Below are 17,979 nucleotides of genomic sequence, written 5' to 3'. Positions count from 1 at the left end.
GCGCCCGCGGGGGTGACACCCTCGCAACGGCTGCCGCTGCTACGGCGTGGCTTTGCCGTGAACTGCACGGACGTGCACGCAGAAGACTCGACAAGGGGAATCGAACATTGCGCGAAACATCACCGTATGAAACCAACGAGATCAGCGCCGCCGAACTGGGTGGCGCGATCCAGCGTAGATGGTGGCTTGTCCTTGTAGGGCTGGTTTTGGGCCTGGGTCTGAGTTTCGCGTTTTCCATCACCCAAGCACCCAAGTACGACTCAGTCACCACGGCTTTGGTCCATGCCAATGCCGCCCAAGACACGGCCACTGACCGTTTGGCCGCAGAAGAACTCGCCAAATCCCGCGCCGTCACCTATGAGTCTCTGGGCAATTCGGTGGTTGTGGCCGACACGGTGAAGCAGGAATTAGGTCTGGACACCCCCACGGACCTTCTCCTGGAGAACGTCCGGGTGGTAGCACGTCCGGACACCACGGGATTGGAGATCACCGCCAGCGCAGCCAGCCCGGAAGAGGCCGCAGAACTGGCCTCCGCCTGGAGAGACGCCTTGGCTGAGGCCGCCGGCGATCCTCAGCCCGGTGACAACATTGAGGTGATTCCGGCTGGCGAACCGACCATTCCGGAAAACCCGTCTGGCATTGCCACACCGCTGATCTATGCAATAGGTGCAGCCATTGGCCTACTGCTCGGCATCATTGCCGCAGTCAGCTTGGGTCATCCCAGGCATTCACCACGCCGCACGGACTGATCGGCCTCAGGCCCAGGTACTGACCACTCCGGGGATGTTCTGATCCACCAGGCGGCTCTTGCCATTCGGCGGCACGGTCAAGCGATCCACCAGTTCCAGGTCCAGATCCACCTGCCCTTTGGTCCGGCTGATCATGGTGGTGTAAAACTCTTCCAGTTCCTCAGTGGTGGCCCGCGCGGAGGGCTCCACCATGAGTGCCACCTTGCCGGGTTCGTCTTGACGGAAGCGGAACCTGTTGACGCACAAGAACTGGTGGCCGTGCACGTTCAGCGGAGTGGTGGGAAACAGCGTCCCGTCGGCGCGCACCAGACCTTCGCGGCCACGGCGTGCTTTGATCTGGGTGAAGGTGGGGTCCCCCCAGTAGTTGAAGCCCACCACCTCCGCAGAATCACCGGTGTCGTAACGCAGGAACGGCTGCCCCATCAGCCGCAGCCCGGTGGTCACTATGCGGCCGCGTTCACCCACCTGCGCAGGCGAACCGTCCTGCTTGATGATTTCCGTGATGCCGTACAGCGGTTCGGGGTGAAAGACCCCTTGATCATCCATACCCGCAAAGACCGTGCGCTCTGAGAGTCCGTAGAAGTTGGACACCACCGCATTGGGGAAAACTCGCCGAAAGGTCTCCGCCTGGGTGGGCGTGTACTCCTCAGACACCGCCAGGATGCCTTTGATCTGGTGGCGCCACTGATCCCGGGGCAGATGTTCTTCCAGCAGCCGTGCCATGTAGTCGATGGAGGCCGGGTACCCGTGGATGTAGCGGATGTTGCGCTCCGTCACCAACCTCCAGTGGTCTTGGATACGTTCGGGTGACAGCGCCTGGATGCGCAGGACCACTTCCCCGGTGGTGGCTTGCACCAGGTGGTCCTTGGATTCGTCGAACTCCACAGCCCCACGTAGGAAGAGCCGCCAGTCATCCAATTGGTATCCGGTGGCCTGGGCCCAGGTTTTCTGAACGTAGGCCCACTCCCCCGCTCCGCGGGCCTTGTCCAGGTGGAACAGGATGGGGCTGCCGGAGGTCCCCGAGCTGGCCACCAGTTCCACCTTGTTGGTGTAGGCCGGTGAGATCATCCGTTCCGTGTTGGAGGACAGGGCATCACGGGTCAACACGGGCAGCTGTGACAGGGTGACAAACGGATCGGCGTCACCACTTTTGAGGAATGTCCGTAAGGCTTTGTAGCCGGGCTCTTGGGCATAATATTCGGTTTCACCGGCAATTTTCAGCAATTGCGTCAACCGACTTCTGCGCTCTTGTTGTCCCCAAAATGGGACCGTTTGGGCTTTCAAAATATCGCGGTGCGTTTTCCGGTACACGGGGCCGTAGCGCAGGGCAGGGGGAACCATTCGGGCCAGAGCGGCAAACTTCTCCCGCTGCTCCGCCGGTAGATGCGCTATTTTTTCGCGCACGGACATCATGATCTCCCCTTGTCAGCGACCCTGACAGCATGGGTCCAAGGTGTCCCTGCACCTTATTGCCCACACAGCTGCGCCGAGCTCTCCAACCCTGGTTGTGTGCCTTCCAACGCGGAAAATGTACCCGCTACATGCAACATCATATAGGTCTGGATCCTGATGTGCATTCGGAGCCAAGCTCCCGCAGTTATCCATCTCAACAGGATCTTGGCCCCGAATCACTCTCAACCGGGATTTGTTATGAAACGGTTGCCATCAGTCGCTGCTTGAGAGCAGTCATATCCGGGAACGGATTTCCAAACCGGTGCATGGTCATGGAGACCGCCTGCTCATGCAGCATTTCCATCAGTTCCACCCGGGAGGCACCCACCACGGGGTGCGTCAGCACGGCAACGTCCGGGGTGGCGCCCAATGCCACCGCCACGTCCACATCCGTGCCGACCACCTTGATTCGAGCCCCGGCGTGCAAGTCCTCATCCGGGGTGCGCTGGGATTCCACGGATGTGGCTCCCGCTGCCTCAGCTTCATCTGCCCCCACCGCATCACCATGCAGCAGCCGCGCCACCGCTTGCCTCCGGAACTCAGCATCCGTGGCAGGTGGCAACACGCCGGAGAACAAATCGTGTGCCACCAGGGGCAGTTCATCCACAATCCGCGGCGACGGGCTGAGCACAACGTGCGAACCGGAACGCGCAGCCGCCAGGCCCACGCGGATCACGTCCGTGACCGGAGCATCCTCTGCGGCGCGCACCACCACCCGCCTGGGACGGTAGCGGAACAGGTTGGCTTCAGCAGTGAGTCCCGTGGGATCCGTGGTCACACCGAACTCTTGGTCCCAAGCCATTTGATCCACGGCAGCGCAGGCTTTCAGCCACTCCACGTCCCCCTCCGGCAATGTGGCAGCCAATTCGGGAGAACCGATGACTGCCGAAACCACCCGGTGTGCACTTGACCCGCTGGTTTCACGATGGAATCCAGCCTTGTACCACGTCCCCAACTGGGCCAGATAGTTGGGTCCGCCGGCCTTGGCGCCCAAGCCCACGGAAGACTTCTTCCATCCACCAAAAGGCTGACGCTGCACAATGGCACCGGTGATACCGCGGTTGACATACAGGTTCCCCGCTTCAACACCGTCCAACCACCGCTCCACCTCCGTGGTGTCCAGCGAATGGATACCGGCGGTCAGACCGTATTCCACGGCGTTCTGCCATTCCAGAGCCTGGTCCAGGTCCTTGGCCTGCATCAATCCCAGCACCGGCCCAAACACTTCCGTCAGGTGGAAGAAGGAACCTGGTTTGACACCTTTTTTGATGCCGGGTCGCCACAGCCGCCCCGAGTCATCCAGTTGTTTGGGCTCCAGAAGCCAGGTTTCGCCGTCGTCAAGCTGTGTCAAGGCGCGCTGCAACTTGTCCTGCGGCCGCTCGATCACCGGGCCCACCACGGCCTGCAGGTTGGCAGGCCAATCCACCACCATGGATTCGGCAGCGTCCAAAAGCTGACGTTCAAACCGTTCCGAGGTGCCCACGGAACCCACCAGAATGCCCAGTGAGGCCGCAGAGCACTTCTGCCCGGCGTGCCCAAAAGCACTGGTGGCAAGGTCCCACACGGCGCGGTCCCGGTCCGCGGCTGGGGTGACAATCAGCGCATTCTTGCCGGAGGTTTCCCCGGTCACGGGCCGCCCCGTGCGCCAGCCGCCAAACAGCTCAGCGGTTTCATACCCACCCGTGAGCAACACACGATCCACACCCGGGTGGGACACCAGCGCCTTACCGGTCTCCCCCTCCACGGAGTCCACCAGTTGCAGCACGTCACGGGGCACACCGGCCTCCCACAGCGCCTCCACAACCGCAGTTGAACAGCGCCGGGTCTGCGGGGACGGCTTGTGAATCACCGCGGCACCCACCGCAAGTGCAGCCACGGTGGAACCGCACGGAATGGCCAGCGGAAAGTTCCACGGCGGGGTGATCAACACCAGCGTGTCCGGATCGAACACCGCACCGTCCACCTGCTCCAGCTCCAAAGCCTTGCGGGCATACCAGCGGCAGAAATCCATGGCCTCGGACACTTCAGGATCACCCTGCGGCAACGCCTTACCGGTCTCCGCGGCCGCCACGGCCATGAGGTGACCGCGGCGCTCCCCCAGCACGTCCGCGGCCCGGTTCAGAATTTCAGCCCGCTCCCGGGCTCCGCGCGCCTGCCACTGCTTGGCAGCGTTGCGCCCGTTTTCCACGACGACGGCCACCCCGTCCAGATCCAAATCCTCCGGCACGCTCAGAGCATCGAACCAGCGACGATCCTTGATCTGTTCGCTGATTTCCGCCGCCCACTGCTGATTGGCAGGAACGGACACATCTGTATCCGGTTCATTGACGAACGCCTGGTCCAACGGCTGGTGAGCTGTGTAGCCGGAGGCGGACTCCGCCGCACGGTCCTGCTTGCGGTGCGGCTCAGGTGCCTGCTGTCCGTCCAGGTTGATGCCCTCATCCAGAAGCTGCTGGACGGAGGCGCGGAACCGTTCGGCTTCCCGGTCAAAGATGGCGTTGCCCGGTGCCAATTCAAAAATCCCGGACATGAAGTTTTCACTGGCGGCGTTCTCCTCCAGACGGCGCACCAGGTAGGACACTGCGACGTCGAACTCGGCCGGCCGCACCGCCGGAACGTAGAGCAGAATCCGCCCCACGTCCTCTGAAACCGCCACGGACTGCTCCACGGCCATGCCCTGCAACATCTCGAACTCAATGCGGTCGCTCACCCCGCGCTGTTCAGCCAGGAGGTGGGCAAAGGCGATGTCGAACAAGTTGTGTCCAGCCACACCGATCCGTAAGCCCGCCAATCTTTGCGCGGTGAAAGCCCAGGCAAGCGCGCGCTTGTAATTGGCATCCGTGGCTTGCTTGGACGGCATGGTGGTGAGGGGCCAGTCGTGGACTTCAGCGTCCACTTTCTCCAGCGCCAAGTTGGCACCCTTGACCAAGCGAATCTTGATCTGGGCGCCACCGTCTGCCACACGCTGCGCGGCAAACTCACTGAGGCGCTGGATGGCAGCCAGGGCATCCGGGAGGTATGCCTGGACCACAATTCCAGCCTCCAGATCTTTCAATTCCGGGCGGCCAAGAAGTTCCGTGAAGACCTCCGTGGTCAGATGAAGATCCGAGTAGAACTCCATGTCCAGATTGATGAACTTGGTGCCGGCAGGCGCAGCAGCCGCCTTGCGGTAGAGCGGCAGCAGGCGATTCACCACACGCTCCACCGTGCCCTCAAAACCCCAGTGGGACAGCTGCGCCACCACGGAGGAAACCTTGATGGAGGCGTAATCCACATCCTCCCGATCCAGAAGGTCGTCAACGTCCTTGAGGTGCTTGTCAGCCTCCGCGTTGCCCAGCACCTCCTCACCCAACAGGTTGATGTTCAGCGGGTTGCCCTGCTCGGTGAACTTGGCCACGGCTTTACCGAAAGGTTCCGGGCGGGCATCCACCACCAGGTGGCCCACCATCTGGCGCAATCGGGCACGTGCCACGGGGATCACTGCTGCCGGTGCCAAGCGGGAGAACAATCCACCAGCCAGAATTTGGGACCGATCAAGTGTGGACAAACTCTGCGGCGCCAACTTGGCCACCCGCTGCAGCGCCTTTGCTGCGGCTTTGTTGTCCTCTGTGCGGATCACACGATCCACAAATCCAGTGGTGAACTCCAGACCATCCGGATCTTTGAGGATTGCGGAAAGACGATCAGCACCCGGGGAAGCCGCTTTGCCCTCCCGTGCCACATCCGCTGCGCGCGCCAGCCAGTTCTCCACCTGGGCGATGGCGGGCTCCACCAGCTCAGGCAGTCCGCTCAGGTCCGGTTGATCCTGACCACGGCTGCTCTCCACAGGCTGGTCACTCCCCAACGATTGGCCATTCTGTACCGACTGGCCACTCTGTAATGACTCGCCACTCTCCACAGCTTGGTCACCCGTGGAGTTCTCTTGCCGCGAGGCCGTGCGAGGGTGTTCGCCGGTGCCCGCGTTCTCAGGCATGGTGTTGGACACGTGTGCGCCCTACTTTCAACTCGCCCTGGGACGGAACCGTGGCATTCCCACGGCCTCCGGCCATGGTCTCCACAGGGCAAAAATGGGCCGGTGACAATACTGTAAGGGACGGTTATGTCTGCTGTGTCACATGCTGCGTCAAGCACCGTTAGCCCGGTCACCCCAGTGCGCAGGCGTCAGGAGATGCCGAAGAATCTGCGCAGCTTGCGTTTGATGAAGCCAAAGAAGGAGTTGTCCGCCAAGACGTTTGCCACATGGTGCAGTTCGCGCTGTTGCTCCCGCAGCAGAACCGCGAGTTCGGCGTTCTGACGCTCCAGATGCTCCATGCGCTCCTGGACGGCAAGGAACTCACGTGCCATGTAAAGCGGCAGCCCAATGCCGTTCTCCCGGGTCCATTCCTGGAAATGACGTTCACGGACCACCAGGTCATGCTTCTTGTGCTGCGCAGCACCCGAAAACATGGAGTTGCCCAACTCCCCGGTCTGTTCTGGGCGCTGCTGCCAGAAGGCCAGCGTGGTGGTGTTGAGAAAACCGATGGTTGCAGCCTGGGCAAACCGGAGGTGGAACTCCCAGTCCCCCACGGCGGGCAAAGTTTCGTCGTAGTCGCCGATCACCGCGTGCATGGAACGCCGGTACAGGAAGGAAATGGGCACACCCCGATTGATGGCGACCAAATCAGTCAGCGTGATCAATTGGAGCCCGGCCCAGAACACCTCCCGCCCGGTTTCCTCCACCGTGGGCGGCTGCGCTTCCATATCCACGTGTTCGTACACAATCTCCGTGCGCACCATCACGCCACCGTCCGTACAGGATGGCCGTTCCAAGAACGCCACGGTGCGCTGCAGAAACAGTGGGTGCCAGCGGTCGTCGTCGTCATGGATGCACAGAAAATCGCTGTCCGTGGCCCGCACGCCAATGTTGGAGGCTGCCTCCATCCCAAAGGAACGTCGATTGTGAATCACGGAGACTCTGCCCGCGAATTCTCGCTCCCGTGCTGCCACCAGGGCATCCACGGGCTCGGGGTCACCGCCGTCGTTGACCACCATCAGCCGCCAATCGGCAAAACTCTGCGCCAGAACGTCATCCAAGGCGCGCTCCAAAAGCACAGCGCGGTTCTTGGTGCGCATCACAATCGCCACGGTGGCATGTTGTGCAGCAGGTACGGGCACCACCGGCCGGCTCCAGTCCCGGCGCAAGGCACGCGCAATCTCAGAGCCCGCACCTGCCGGCGGCACCTGAGCCACTTCTGACGGCGCCGGAACGGAACCGGTGAGCCCCACCGTCACGGTGTCCCACCACCCCGCTGCGTTCTCCCGGACAGCCGCGCGCCGGGCAAGGAGGTCATCCCCGAACTGAGCGTGGCCCTCCACCATCTCCCGGGTCCACTTCTGGGCCGCTTCCCGCATGTCCCACGCCACATCACGCGGGGTCAACAGAGCAGCCAGCGGCACCACTTGACCGCTGATCCCCCAGGTGGAACAGGCGCCATCCATGCGGACTTCCGCAAAATTGTCCACGGCAATGGGAAGCACCGTGGCACCCCCAGCCAGCCCAAAAACCACAGGGTGATAGCGGGAGCTCACCACGTAATCAGCGGTCAAGGTGCGGCGGAGAGACTCTTGCGCGGATTCAATGCTGCGGTGCACAAACTCACCGTGCATCCGCGTGGCCACCAGGCGATGAAACGCCACATCACCGTCAAGCTCCCCCACCCGGGCCATGTGCGGTACAAACTCCACCACACCGCCCGTACGGTGAATCAGAGCATCCAGGACGACGGCGAATGCCTCCGCCGCTTCGCTCTGCTCAAACGCTCCCGTCCCCGGTGCAAACGTGGCCACAATCCGCGGTCGTGTTGGATCGGCCTCTTCTGCCTCAACCACCGATGTGGCGGACTGCTCAACACCCGGTTCCGCTGTACTGGGAAGCGGGGCAGTGGCCGGAGCGTCCACGCCGTGTTTTGCCCAGGGGCCGCTCAGTGCGCTCAGCGCCCAGCCCACTGCATCATCTGCACACTGCCGCAAGCCACGGTGATTCGGACACAGATCTTGCGCCAGTTGATAGGACTCGGGATCTCGCAAGCCCACCAGTGTGGCCATTTCCACGGTCTGGCGCAGCACCTCACGATCTGGGACGGACAGCACAGGGCCCAGCGTTTGGCCGCTGAACACCACCGGTTTGTTCAGGTGCGCTGCCACGCGGGTCACTGCAGCACGTTCGTAGAGCAGCCACCCGAAATCGGAGTTCATGTTCCCGCCACCGGCCACCAGCACCGCATCCACGCCACGCAGGTTTTCGAGCAGCTCAAAAATGGGATCGGACTCCGGGACAACATCTGCCTCACCGGTCAAAACGCGGTCAAGCTCAGCAAGGCGCTTTTCCCGCTGTTCGGGGACCCAAGGAAAGTCCAGGACGGGGATGGCTTCAACGCCTTCGTACCGACTCAAGGTGTCTTGGACGTCCCGGGTCAACAGCACCACATCGCTGACCCCGCGAGCCCGCAACGCATCCACCGCAGCATGGCACATGGCCTCGTCACCCACATGATAAGTGGGCTGACCAATGTCATTGAGGATGGCTACACGCATGACCGGAATCTTTCCACAGGATGGAGCACGGGACGGTCAGGCCTGGGAGCGTGGATGATGAACTCCGAGGCGCCTGGCCTGAGTTGGTACGCAAATCGCCACAGATCAAGGCAGTTCTTGGTCTTTTGCGTACCAAATGAAGGCGAATGCGGACCGCAGGTGGAAGTGCAACGCGTGGAACCCATGGGCGGGCAGCAGTTCACTGCCGCTCCTGCCCCCTGTCCCGCAGCGCTGCATTTCCAGCCTGCCGCAATGCCTCTTGCACCGACGGCAAGGCAATCTCCCCGGAGCCATGCGTCTGGTCCGGTTCATACGGGTGGGGGTCATCTTCCGGATCGTCCAACAGCTGACCGGTGGGAGCCTCCTGCTGCACCTGATGCAGGGCATCCAGAGCCTGGATCAGACTCAAATGCGGCAACACATGCGGCAGGTTGCCCAGCATTCGCCCGCCATCTCCGGGCTGCCCGGAGTAGGCGGCAGAAAACAAGCCCAAGTCATTGGCGCGTTCCAGCACGGCGTCCAGAACCTCACGCGCCCGTTCCGGGTGACCGTTGCGTGCCCAGTTCATGGCAAGCCACAACGTCACGCTCAGATGGCCCACGTCCTCACCGGCAAATCCGTCCTGACCAAGCTGGCTCTCAAAGTCCTCCGGCCGGGCGTCTGGTGGAAGGTGAACATTGCGGTACCGGCGCAACAGACCGTCGTCGTCGGCCAATTCCTGGGCAATGCGTTCCACTGTGCGGATCATCCGGGGGTCATCCCAAGCCACAAAGCCCACCGTGGGTAGCAGCAGCAAGGAGGCATCCACGTGCGTGGAGCCGTAATGCTGCACAAAGCTGCCCACAGCAGGGTCAAAGCCGGAGGTCCAGATCTCCAAGGCCAGCTGGTCCCGGTGCGTCTCCCACAGCTGGAGATCACCGTCCAGACCGTGAATCTTGACGGCATCCACACCCGACTGCAGGGCCGCCCACATCATCACGCGCGAGTGGGTGTAGAACTGCGGGTCTCCGCGCATTTCCCACAGACCTTGATCGGCGTCCTCGTAGTGGTTGAGCACATACCCCAGCAGCGCCTTCTGCAACGGCCAAGACAGCTGATCCTCTTCCAGCCCGCGGCGTCGTAACTTTTCAAAGGCCACCATCACATGCCCCACGGTGTCCGACTGGTGACCCCGCGCAGCTCCATTGCCCACGCGCACAGGCCGTGAGCGTTCATATCCCGGAAGGTCCAGGGAATGCTCCGGTGTCTGGCGCTCGCCAGCCAGACCGTACGCATTTTGAATGTCCTCCGGGTTCCCCGCCAAGCAGCGCAGGAGCCAGTTGCGCAGTTGCAAGGCTTCCCGGTCATGGCCGTGATCCAGCATGACTTCCAGAGCAAAAGTGGCGTCCCGTACCCACGTGTAGCGCCCATCCCAGTTGCGGTCCCCACCAATTTTCTCCGGAAGTGAAGCCGTGGCGGCACCCACCAGCCCGCCCGTCTGCTGGTGAATCAAGGAGCGGATGACCAACAGCGAGCGCCGCAGGTCATGGTGGTGATCCTGAGGTTGGTCGCTGTCCCATTGAGCGTCCCAGTCCCGCCACAGCTCTTTGGTTTCGCGCAGCTGTTCGCCCACATCCCGCGGCGCAGGTGGGGTCCGGTGGGACTCAAAGTGGGTCAGTACAAAATCACGGCTCTGTCCGGCAGAAACAGTGAACCGTCCCGTGTGGCGCGGCCCCTGCTCATCGCGCACCACAGCAGGCATGGGGGTGCCGCGAAACACTGCGGCATCCGGTGCGGCCAGCGCAATGACCTCCGAATCCCCGGATTGCTGCCCATCTTCTTCCGGCGCAGCCTCAAACTGAGAGACCCAGGGAACCTGCTGCCCGTAGCCAAAGCGCATCCGCAGTTCTTGGAACATCTCCACGTCCCCGGTCAGGCCCTCCACGCGGCGCACCAGCCCGACTTCGCCTGCCAGGGGCATGAAGTCGGTCACCCGCACGGAACCTGAGTCCGTGATCCACACCGTTTGCAGCACAAAGGTGTTCTCCGCATAGGACCGGTCCCCCACGCGGCAGTTGTGCTGCCAGTCCGCCTCCGGGAGATCGGCGCCCTGGTCATCCACGGTGGCCGCAGGGGCCAAAAGCCACCGGCCATCCGCAGGGGTTCCGAGCAGAGCCCCAAATACTGACGGGGAGTCAAAACGGGGAATGCACAACCAGTCCACGGAGCCGCGTTTGGAAACCAGTGGGCCGGTTTGCATGTCGGAGAGCAGCGCGTAGTCCTCGATCAGGGAAGCCATGCGTTCCATCATGTACGACGACGGCGCCACCCGGCCACACCGTGGCACCGCCCGGCGTAGCAGCCACCAGCGCAGGAGCCGGAGCTGACCGGGCGGAAACACCCCGCGTGACCGCTCTCCCAAACGACCCCGCGGGGTGACCCCTTCCACCTGGCTGAATCGCATCAGCCAGGTGGGGACCACCGCAGGCGGCAGCGCGGCCTCTCCTCCTGCCCCGCCGATCCACCTGCGCTGTCACACCATCAGCGGTAGGAACGCTGCGGTGCAACGGTGTGAACAAGCAACACAGACCCCTTGTTCACTAATGCAATCTTTGCAGAAGCGCATGGGTTCGGCAAGTGTTGGGCTGGCTTAGGGTGGAGGTGACAACTTGAAGTCCGGCCACCAGTCCGGGTTGGACCATCAATTCGGGTTGGAATGTCAGCCGAATGCCGAACAGGAGCACCCCGTGGAAATCACCATTGGCGTCACCGGAATGACGTGCGAACACTGCGTCAAAGCCGTCACGGAAGAACTCATGGGCATTGAGGACGTGGAAAATGTGGAGGTGGAACTGCGCGAAGGATTGCCCTCCCCTGTGACCATCACTTCAACCCGCGAGCTCGCCCCGCTGGAGATTGAATCCGCCGTTGACGAGGCCGGCTACGTGGTGATCTGACACCGGAGCAAGGGCTCAAGCCCTCATTACGCTCGGCTACTGTTCGGGGTGAACGCGCTTGCCGAACTGGGGGCCGTCGTCGTGCTCACCCGTGGGTGCGTCCGCCCCTGAAGAACCGGGCGCGGCGCTGGTGTCACGTTGAGATGCCCGCCGTTGCGCACGCCTTTGGGCGTACAGCTTGGCGGAGGAACGGTTCACCCCGGAGCCTTCACCCAGTCCGGGATCATTGGGCTTTTCGAGCATCATGAGCGTGGCGCACACCACCACGGACGCTATGAATGCCACGCCGCCCACAATGAGTCCCAGGTCCAGACGCATGCCGTCCTGAGTACCCCCGGCGGCCACAAAACTTGTCACACCCCCGGCCACCACACCCAGCACGGCAGAGACGGCAAGGGGACCCTTGACGTCCGGCGCGCGCCGTTGGGACTTCCGGGACTCGCGTGACACGTGAATGCTCCTCCTGAGTTGACAACCGGTCCGAATGATTGGTGAGCGGACCGAGTAGGCGGCTGTAGCAGCGCACCCCAACGGGGGCTGACGGCATACCGATCTAGTCTACGTGGACCATGCAACACCACATCATGGCCGGGAATCCTCCGGAGCCACTGCCGTGTTGGGAGCGCGGGAGGCGTCATGGCGCAGCGTCAAGCCTGCCAACAGCAAGAACACTCCCGACACAATGGCTGCACCGCCCGTGATCCCCAATACCGCGTGAACGTCCAGGTGAGAGACCAACAGGACGCCAATTGCAGAGCCCACCGCCAGGAGTCCCGTGAGCAACCAATCCCGCCCCAAGGGATGGGTTTTGCGCCGCGTCAATCCGATCCACAGTTCGGGGAGACCGACCAGGACCAGGCCCACAGAGACCACCAGGATCAGTGAGGTCAAGCTCCCGCCCAGCACCACCACGGCCGCTGCGGCCAGCAGAGCCAAATATCCAGTCGACCGCTGTGACGCTTCCAGCCCACCCAAGCTCAAACTGCTGTGCTCGGCACTACGCCGCTCGGTCCACAAAATACTCACACCCAGCCCCACAAACCACAGGGCCAACAACCACGTACCCACGGTGTGGGACGGTGCGGTCACAAAGATGGTGGCCGCCGCAAACGCCAAAGTGATTCCGGCCCGCAACAGGGTGGGGGCAACCAGGGCTTTGAGGGCGGCAGCGGAGTGCTCCTGGGTCACGGAGTTCCTTACGTTGAGTGATGAGCATTGCGCACGGATGGACAGCAACCCACGGCTGCCATCCATTCACACTCACGCCACTGTAACCGCCCTTCCCGCCGCGCACAGCAAGAGGCCCGTCACTGCCTGGTGACGGGCCTCTTGCTGCTTCAATCACGCTGCGGGGGCGTCAGCTCATGCGTCAAAAGCAGCGCCGGCGGGATCGGGCTCACCCGCCAGGAACACCAGGAGGATGATGGGGCCCACCAGCGGAACAAAGTTGATGAAGTAGTACCAGCCGGAGCGGTTGGTGTCATGCAAGCGGCGCACCACAACGGCAATGTTGGGAACAATCAGCGCCAGCGCGATCAGGCCGATGGCAAGCAGGATCAAAAGCGCGAATGCCACGGCACCACCGGAGGGCTCACCCGTGATGGGATCAGCACTGCTGACTACGGCAGCAGCTGCCATCACATAGACCACCGCCATGACCAAAGCGAGCAAGGACTGGGCCAAGAACGCCCACCAGTATTCCGAGCGGGAGGCCCGGCCGCTGAACTGCGTGTACTTTCGGAAAAAGTTTTTGATGGCGCCCACAAAGTTGACCTGCTCACCGGGCTGAGAGCCCGTGGGGTAACCCTGGATTCCATATGGGTTGACGCCTGCACCGCCTGCGGGCGGCGCGTACTGAGGTTGGCTGGGGGTGGCTCCGGATGCGGACGGTGATGCGTTGCCCGTGGCGCCGGATTCCTGAGGATTGATTCCGTAGCTCATGATGACTTTCTTGCGGAGGGTGAATTGACGAATGCAAACGTATGCCCCTTCAACTCGTCCCGCACGTTGATGACAGATCATGACGAATCCGGTCTGAAAACCCGCTTTGGCACCCCTCGACTGGCTTCCAGTGCGCACGAACCCCCACCGCGACTGAGCCCAGTGATGCCCCACGTATGAACGTGGGGCATCACTGGGCTCAGTGCATCAGCGGCCCGTGTTAATCGGCGTCCGCCTCAGACTTGTTGGGAACCACCATCACGGGGCAGGCAGCATCCACCAGAACAGCCTGAGAAACGGAGCCCACCAGCAGACCACGGAAGCCGCCGTGACCACGAGTACCCAGAACCACCAGGTCAGCGGAGCTGGAAGCCTCCACCAGTGCATCTGCGGGGCGCCCGGACAGGACGTGAATCTTGGTCTCCAATCCGGGGGCCTGCTCCAGCGCAACGTCCTCAACGGCTTGGCACAGCGTGCGTGCCGGTTCAGTGAGCTGATCGGCAATTGCCTTGTCCAGTTCAGCCGATCCGGAGGGCAAGGAGGTGATGGTGGGAATCACGGTCACAATCGACAAACCCTTGCCGTGCCGCTTGGCGTAACTGGCAGCGTGTCTGACCGCCGGGGACTTGGGTCCCAACTTGTCCACGGCCAGCACCACTTTGCCGGAGAAATCGCCGTCCTGGGCCGTCCATCCATCCGGCAGGACAATCACGGGGCACTTGGCGTGGGCTGCGGTGGCTGCTGACACCGACCCCAGGCGGCCACGGATCCCGTGCAGACCGCGCTTGCCCAGCACGATCAAGGAGTTGGCTCCGGATTCGTGCACCAGAACTCCGGCTACGTCACCGCGCTCCAGAACACCCTGCGCATTGATGCCCGCATCCAGCGCCTTCTGCACACCGGCCTTGGCGGTTTCTTCGGCTTCCTCTTCAATCCTCTCCAAGAACGGGCCGGTGATGGCTGCATCTGCAACCACGGGGCGGCCCGTGGAGACTACGACGGTCAATGGGGCATCGGCTGCCTTGGCCTCTTCAATGGCCCAATCCAACGCTTGCTCCGCGAATGCAGAGCCGTCATATCCGACCAGAATCTTCTCAGTCATCGCTCAGCCCTCTCTTCTGGGTTCCGGAGGGCGAAACGTGTGGGCTGGTCACCCAGATCGGCGTCTTCGCCTCTCCACTCCCATTCTATGTGTTGCGCCCGGTAAACACCCTAGAAATTTGGCAACGAGCGGTCACTTGAAGGCCCCGATTTCAGGCCCTCAGCAACCACCGGTCTCCACGCGCCCGCAAGCCCAAGGTCGCAGCACGGGCACCGATGTAGCCAAAGGCGTAAGCCGCCCACAACCAGAGCAGGCCGCCCGTGGAATCCAACGGTGCCAGATGCACAACCACCAAGAGGGGCAGGTACACCACCAGGTTGATGATTCCCGCCAACGCCAGATACCGAGCATCCCCCGCACCGATCAGAACGCCATCCAGCACAAACACCCAGGAGGCCAGCGGCTGTCCCAGCGCCACCACCAGGAGAGCCACCGCAAAGAGCCGCTGCACCTCCGGATCGGGGGTCAACAACGGGGCACTCCAGGGCAGGACCAGACCGACCACCGCCCCCGTCACCACTCCAGACCACAGACCGAACATCATGATGCGGCGCATCAGCTGCCGCACCGCAGCACGCTCCCGCTCTCCCACGCGTCCCGGTGCCGCCAGATCACGTGCTCCAGTCTCCTTGCCCACCAAGGCTTGGGCGGCTATGGCCAGGGCATCCAAGGCGTAGGCCATGAGGTTGAAAATTGTCATGACCAGTTGGTATGCCGCCAAGTTGGCGGGTCCCTGCGCGGTGACCACCACCACGGTCAGCAAAAGCGCCACCCGCAGGGACACGGTGCGCAGCATGAGCCACGAACCCACACTCATCAGTGCGGCGAGCCGGGGCAGGGTGGTTCCCACACCGACGTCGTGGTGGCGCGCCTTACCCGCCACCAGCACAATGAATGCTGCCGCCATCAGCCACTGCGTGATGCTGGTGCCCAAGGCGGCCCCGGCCACGCCCATGCCCACGCCGTAGACCAGGGCAAGGTTGGCGCCCACGTTGAACAGCGCCCCAGCCATGGCGATGGCCAGGGGTGTGCGGGTGTCTTGCAGACCGCGTAGCACCCCCATTCCGGCGGTGACCAACAGCATGGCCGGAATCCCGGGAAGAGACCAGTGGAGGTAGGAGACGGCCTGCTCAAGAACGTCACCCGAGCCACCCATCGCAGCAAGGAGTGGGCGCCCCAGAACGGCGCCCAGGCCCGCCAGCAGTAGGCCCAACAGGGCACCGAGCCACAGGCCGTCGCGGCCCACGGCCAACGCCTGCGGCATCCTCCCAGCTCCCACGTGCTTGGCCACAGCTGGTGTGGTCGAGTAGGCCAAGAAGACCATGAGCCCCACGGCGGTCTGCAACACCGCACCCGCCAGTGCCACACCGGCCAGCGGGGCGGTACCCAGGCGACCAACAATCACGGTGTCTGCCAGGAGGAACAGAGGCTCAGCAATCAGCGCGCCAAACGCCGGTACGGCCAGCCCCAGGATCTGCCGGTTCAGCCCATCCCGGGACACCGGACGCCTACGGACAGCGGATGGTGACTTGCCGCGGCGCACAACACCGTCCCCTCTACAGTTCAATTCTCATGGTCACGCAGGTGAACCCACCCATTCTGCGCCCCCACCGTAACCTGTTGGGCCGCAGTTGCTAGCCTGAGCCTGGCAGGTGGAACCCTTGGGATGCGGCCCGTGACAACAAAGCGCCCGAGCCGGCCAACCTGCTCGCCTTGTGATCGCGTGCCAATCCGCCGATCCAGGCGTTTTCCTTCCCCACTCACGGCCGCAGGAGGAACCATGGCCCGCTCCGTTCGAGGGCGCATCACCCACGGTGGCTTGCCGTCGTGGCCTCCGCTGCGGTTGCGCGCCCTGGTCAATGGTCTGTGCCTGACGGTGTTTGGGGCCGCTCTGTTCTACGCCACCTGGAACCTGCTCGGCTTCCGGGTTTTCGATGCCACTCAAACCGCCATGGTGCTGCGGGTGCTGGCCATCTGGTGTGCCGTCGCGCTGCCCCTGGGGTGCCTGGCCATTGGTCTTCACCTCATGCTGACGGCCGTGACCGCAAACGATCGGCTGCTGCTCTCCCACGGTGCGGTGACCTGGGACCCGGGTCAGGATGACCCGGTGCTGCGCGGTGCGCGTGTGCGCAATTGGCGCCCCAAAACGGGTACGGAAAACGGTGCTTTCTCCGCGCGCACCCTGGGGTGGATTCCCGTGCAGACCCCGCTGACCCTGCTCCCCCTTGCCTTGGGTCTGCTGGTGGGGCTCGGCCTGACCATTTGGTTGGCCACCGGGTACGGTCGAGCCGCGCTGATCATGCTGGTCAGTTTGGCTTGGATGGGTTGGAGGGCGTGGCGCGCCTGGGGTGCGTGGACGGACTTCCGCACCCACAGACAGCCGCCCCTGGGGCCCGGGCAACAGGCTGCGGACAGCGACGGCGGGCGCGTTGTGGTGATCACGGCCGATGAAGCCTGGGATCACGACGACGATCCCGCCTACCAGCCATCCCCTCACCCCAATCCCTACCAGCGCGAACAGCAACTGCGGCAGGCCATGGCAGACGACTCCCGGAGCTCACACCGTGGCAACGATGTTCGGGTAGAGGCCGTGCAGGATCCGGCATCTTACGGAGACGACACCACGGACATGATCCCGGTGTACCGGGATCCGGACACCGGCCCCGAATTCGCCGGAGCACGTCACCCGGAAGACACTTCCACCGGCCGCATTCCACTGGTCGATCACGGCAGTGGCAGTCCCTTGCACCCGGGCCGTGCGCGGTCCAAGGCCAACAAGCGTGACAAGAACCAGCAGCAGGCGGCGGAACCCGTGGAGTTGGTGGATCGCTCCGCCGAACGTGCTCGGCAGGCGCGATTACGGCGTCAGGGCTCAGCGGAAGACGGTGCACCACGTGGCGACTCACGCTCCAGGGTGCGGAAGAGAAGCGGGGATCAGTCAACGCCACAGCCTGCACCCGGGCGGGGCAGGGGTCGCGGATTACGCGGCTACTTTGGCGACCGTGTCACCGCCGAGGAGGCCGATGCGCGTTCTGCCGGGCGGCAGAGGTCACCGTCCGGCAGATCACAGGAAGCTCCCACCGCTCAAATGCGTACCGTCCGGCGCACGGGTGCGCCTTCCAAGGCAGAAGCCGAACGTGACATCTACGACCGCACAGTGGAGGCAGACTCCATCTTTGGGTACGTCCTGCGCAAGCGCCATGACGACTGACAATCTGGCTTCCAA

Annotated in this window: 12 protein-coding genes; 3 read left to right on the top strand and 9 right to left on the bottom strand. The window is 63.2% G+C overall.

Annotated elements, in window-relative coordinates; genetic code table 11:
• Positions 1–107: 107 nt before the first annotated feature.
• Entirely contained in the window at positions 108–749 is a 642-nt protein-coding gene (locus tag Q4G32_RS10640; protein WP_303351283.1) for a YveK family protein, read from the top strand.
• A gap of 6 nt (positions 750–755) precedes the next feature.
• On the opposite strand, the gene Q4G32_RS10635 is transcribed toward Q4G32_RS10640, so the two are convergent.
• From Q4G32_RS10635 to Q4G32_RS10620, 4 genes are all read right to left on the bottom strand, one after another.
• Positions 756–2,162 carry a phenylacetate--CoA ligase family protein gene (locus Q4G32_RS10635; protein ID WP_303351282.1) on the bottom strand — a complete coding sequence of 469 codons (1,407 nt, stop codon included), beginning with the start codon at positions 2,160–2,162 and terminating at the stop codon, positions 756–758.
• A 235-nt stretch (positions 2,163–2,397) separates the two neighbouring features.
• Positions 2,398–6,027, bottom strand: a complete 3,630-nt coding sequence (locus tag Q4G32_RS10630; protein ID WP_303351281.1) for a proline dehydrogenase family protein — start codon at positions 6,025–6,027, stop codon at positions 2,398–2,400.
• Between the two features lie 335 nt (positions 6,028–6,362).
• Positions 6,363–8,774 carry a polysaccharide pyruvyl transferase family protein gene (locus Q4G32_RS10625; RefSeq protein ID WP_303351280.1) on the bottom strand — a complete coding sequence of 804 codons (2,412 nt, stop codon included), beginning with the start codon at positions 8,772–8,774 and terminating at the stop codon, positions 6,363–6,365.
• A gap of 199 nt (positions 8,775–8,973) precedes the next feature.
• Entirely contained in the window at positions 8,974–11,052 is a 2,079-nt protein-coding gene (locus tag Q4G32_RS10620; RefSeq protein ID WP_303351278.1) for a glycoside hydrolase family 15 protein, read from the bottom strand.
• 370 nt (positions 11,053–11,422) lie between these two features.
• Between Q4G32_RS10620 and Q4G32_RS13990 the strand changes: the two genes are divergently transcribed.
• Positions 11,423–11,710: a heavy-metal-associated domain-containing protein gene (locus Q4G32_RS13990; protein WP_368660389.1), complete on the top strand. Its 288-nt coding sequence runs from the start codon at positions 11,423–11,425 to the stop codon at positions 11,708–11,710.
• A gap of 36 nt (positions 11,711–11,746) precedes the next feature.
• Here Q4G32_RS13990 and Q4G32_RS10610 read toward each other — a convergent pair whose 3' ends face one another.
• The 5 genes from Q4G32_RS10610 to Q4G32_RS10590 form a co-directional block, all read right to left on the bottom strand.
• Positions 11,747–12,160 (bottom strand): hypothetical protein, encoded by a 414-nt coding sequence (locus Q4G32_RS10610; protein ID WP_303351276.1) that lies wholly within the window; start codon positions 12,158–12,160, stop codon positions 11,747–11,749.
• A 132-nt stretch (positions 12,161–12,292) separates the two neighbouring features.
• Positions 12,293–12,898 (bottom strand): hypothetical protein, encoded by a 606-nt coding sequence (locus tag Q4G32_RS10605; protein ID WP_303351275.1) that lies wholly within the window; start codon positions 12,896–12,898, stop codon positions 12,293–12,295.
• Between the two features lie 174 nt (positions 12,899–13,072).
• Complete coding sequence (locus Q4G32_RS10600) at positions 13,073–13,651, bottom strand: DUF805 domain-containing protein (protein WP_303351274.1); 579 nt, start codon at positions 13,649–13,651, stop codon at positions 13,073–13,075.
• A gap of 220 nt (positions 13,652–13,871) precedes the next feature.
• A complete protein-coding gene (locus tag Q4G32_RS10595) occupies positions 13,872–14,753 on the bottom strand; it encodes a universal stress protein (protein ID WP_303351272.1) in 882 nt (293 codons plus the stop codon).
• Between the two features lie 151 nt (positions 14,754–14,904).
• A complete protein-coding gene (locus Q4G32_RS10590; RefSeq protein WP_303351327.1) occupies positions 14,905–16,254 on the bottom strand; it encodes an MATE family efflux transporter in 1,350 nt (449 codons plus the stop codon).
• A gap of 279 nt (positions 16,255–16,533) precedes the next feature.
• Here Q4G32_RS10590 and Q4G32_RS10585 point away from each other — a divergent pair, with 279 nt between their 5' ends.
• Entirely contained in the window at positions 16,534–17,964 is a 1,431-nt protein-coding gene (locus Q4G32_RS10585) for a hypothetical protein (RefSeq protein WP_303351270.1), read from the top strand.
• Positions 17,965–17,979: the final 15 nt, after the last annotated feature.

Source organism: Kocuria sp., from assembly GCF_030538595.1.
Taxonomy (GTDB): Bacteria; Actinomycetota; Actinomycetes; order Actinomycetales; family Micrococcaceae; genus Kocuria.
The sequence above is the reverse complement of the archived record's forward strand: the minus strand, read 5'-3'. Positions and strand labels throughout refer to the sequence as shown.

Bases quoted from the DNA above. Each gene is read 5' to 3' on its own strand.
- Q4G32_RS10635 (WP_303351282.1), bottom strand. From the start codon at position 2,162: ATGATGTCCGTGCGCGAAAAAATAGCGCATCTACCGGCGGAGCAGCGG.
- Q4G32_RS10625 (WP_303351280.1), bottom strand. From the start codon at position 8,774: ATGCGTGTAGCCATCCTCAATGACATTGGTCAGCCCACTTATCATGTG.
- Q4G32_RS10620 (WP_303351278.1), bottom strand. From the start codon at position 11,052: ATGGCTTCCCTGATCGAGGACTACGCGCTGCTCTCCGACATGCAAACC.
- Q4G32_RS10600 (WP_303351274.1), bottom strand. From the start codon at position 13,651: ATGAGCTACGGAATCAATCCTCAGGAATCCGGCGCCACGGGCAACGCA.
- Q4G32_RS10595 (WP_303351272.1), bottom strand. From the start codon at position 14,753: ATGACTGAGAAGATTCTGGTCGGATATGACGGCTCTGCATTCGCGGAG.
- Q4G32_RS10585 (WP_303351270.1), top strand. From the start codon at position 16,534: ATGGCCCGCTCCGTTCGAGGGCGCATCACCCACGGTGGCTTGCCGTCG.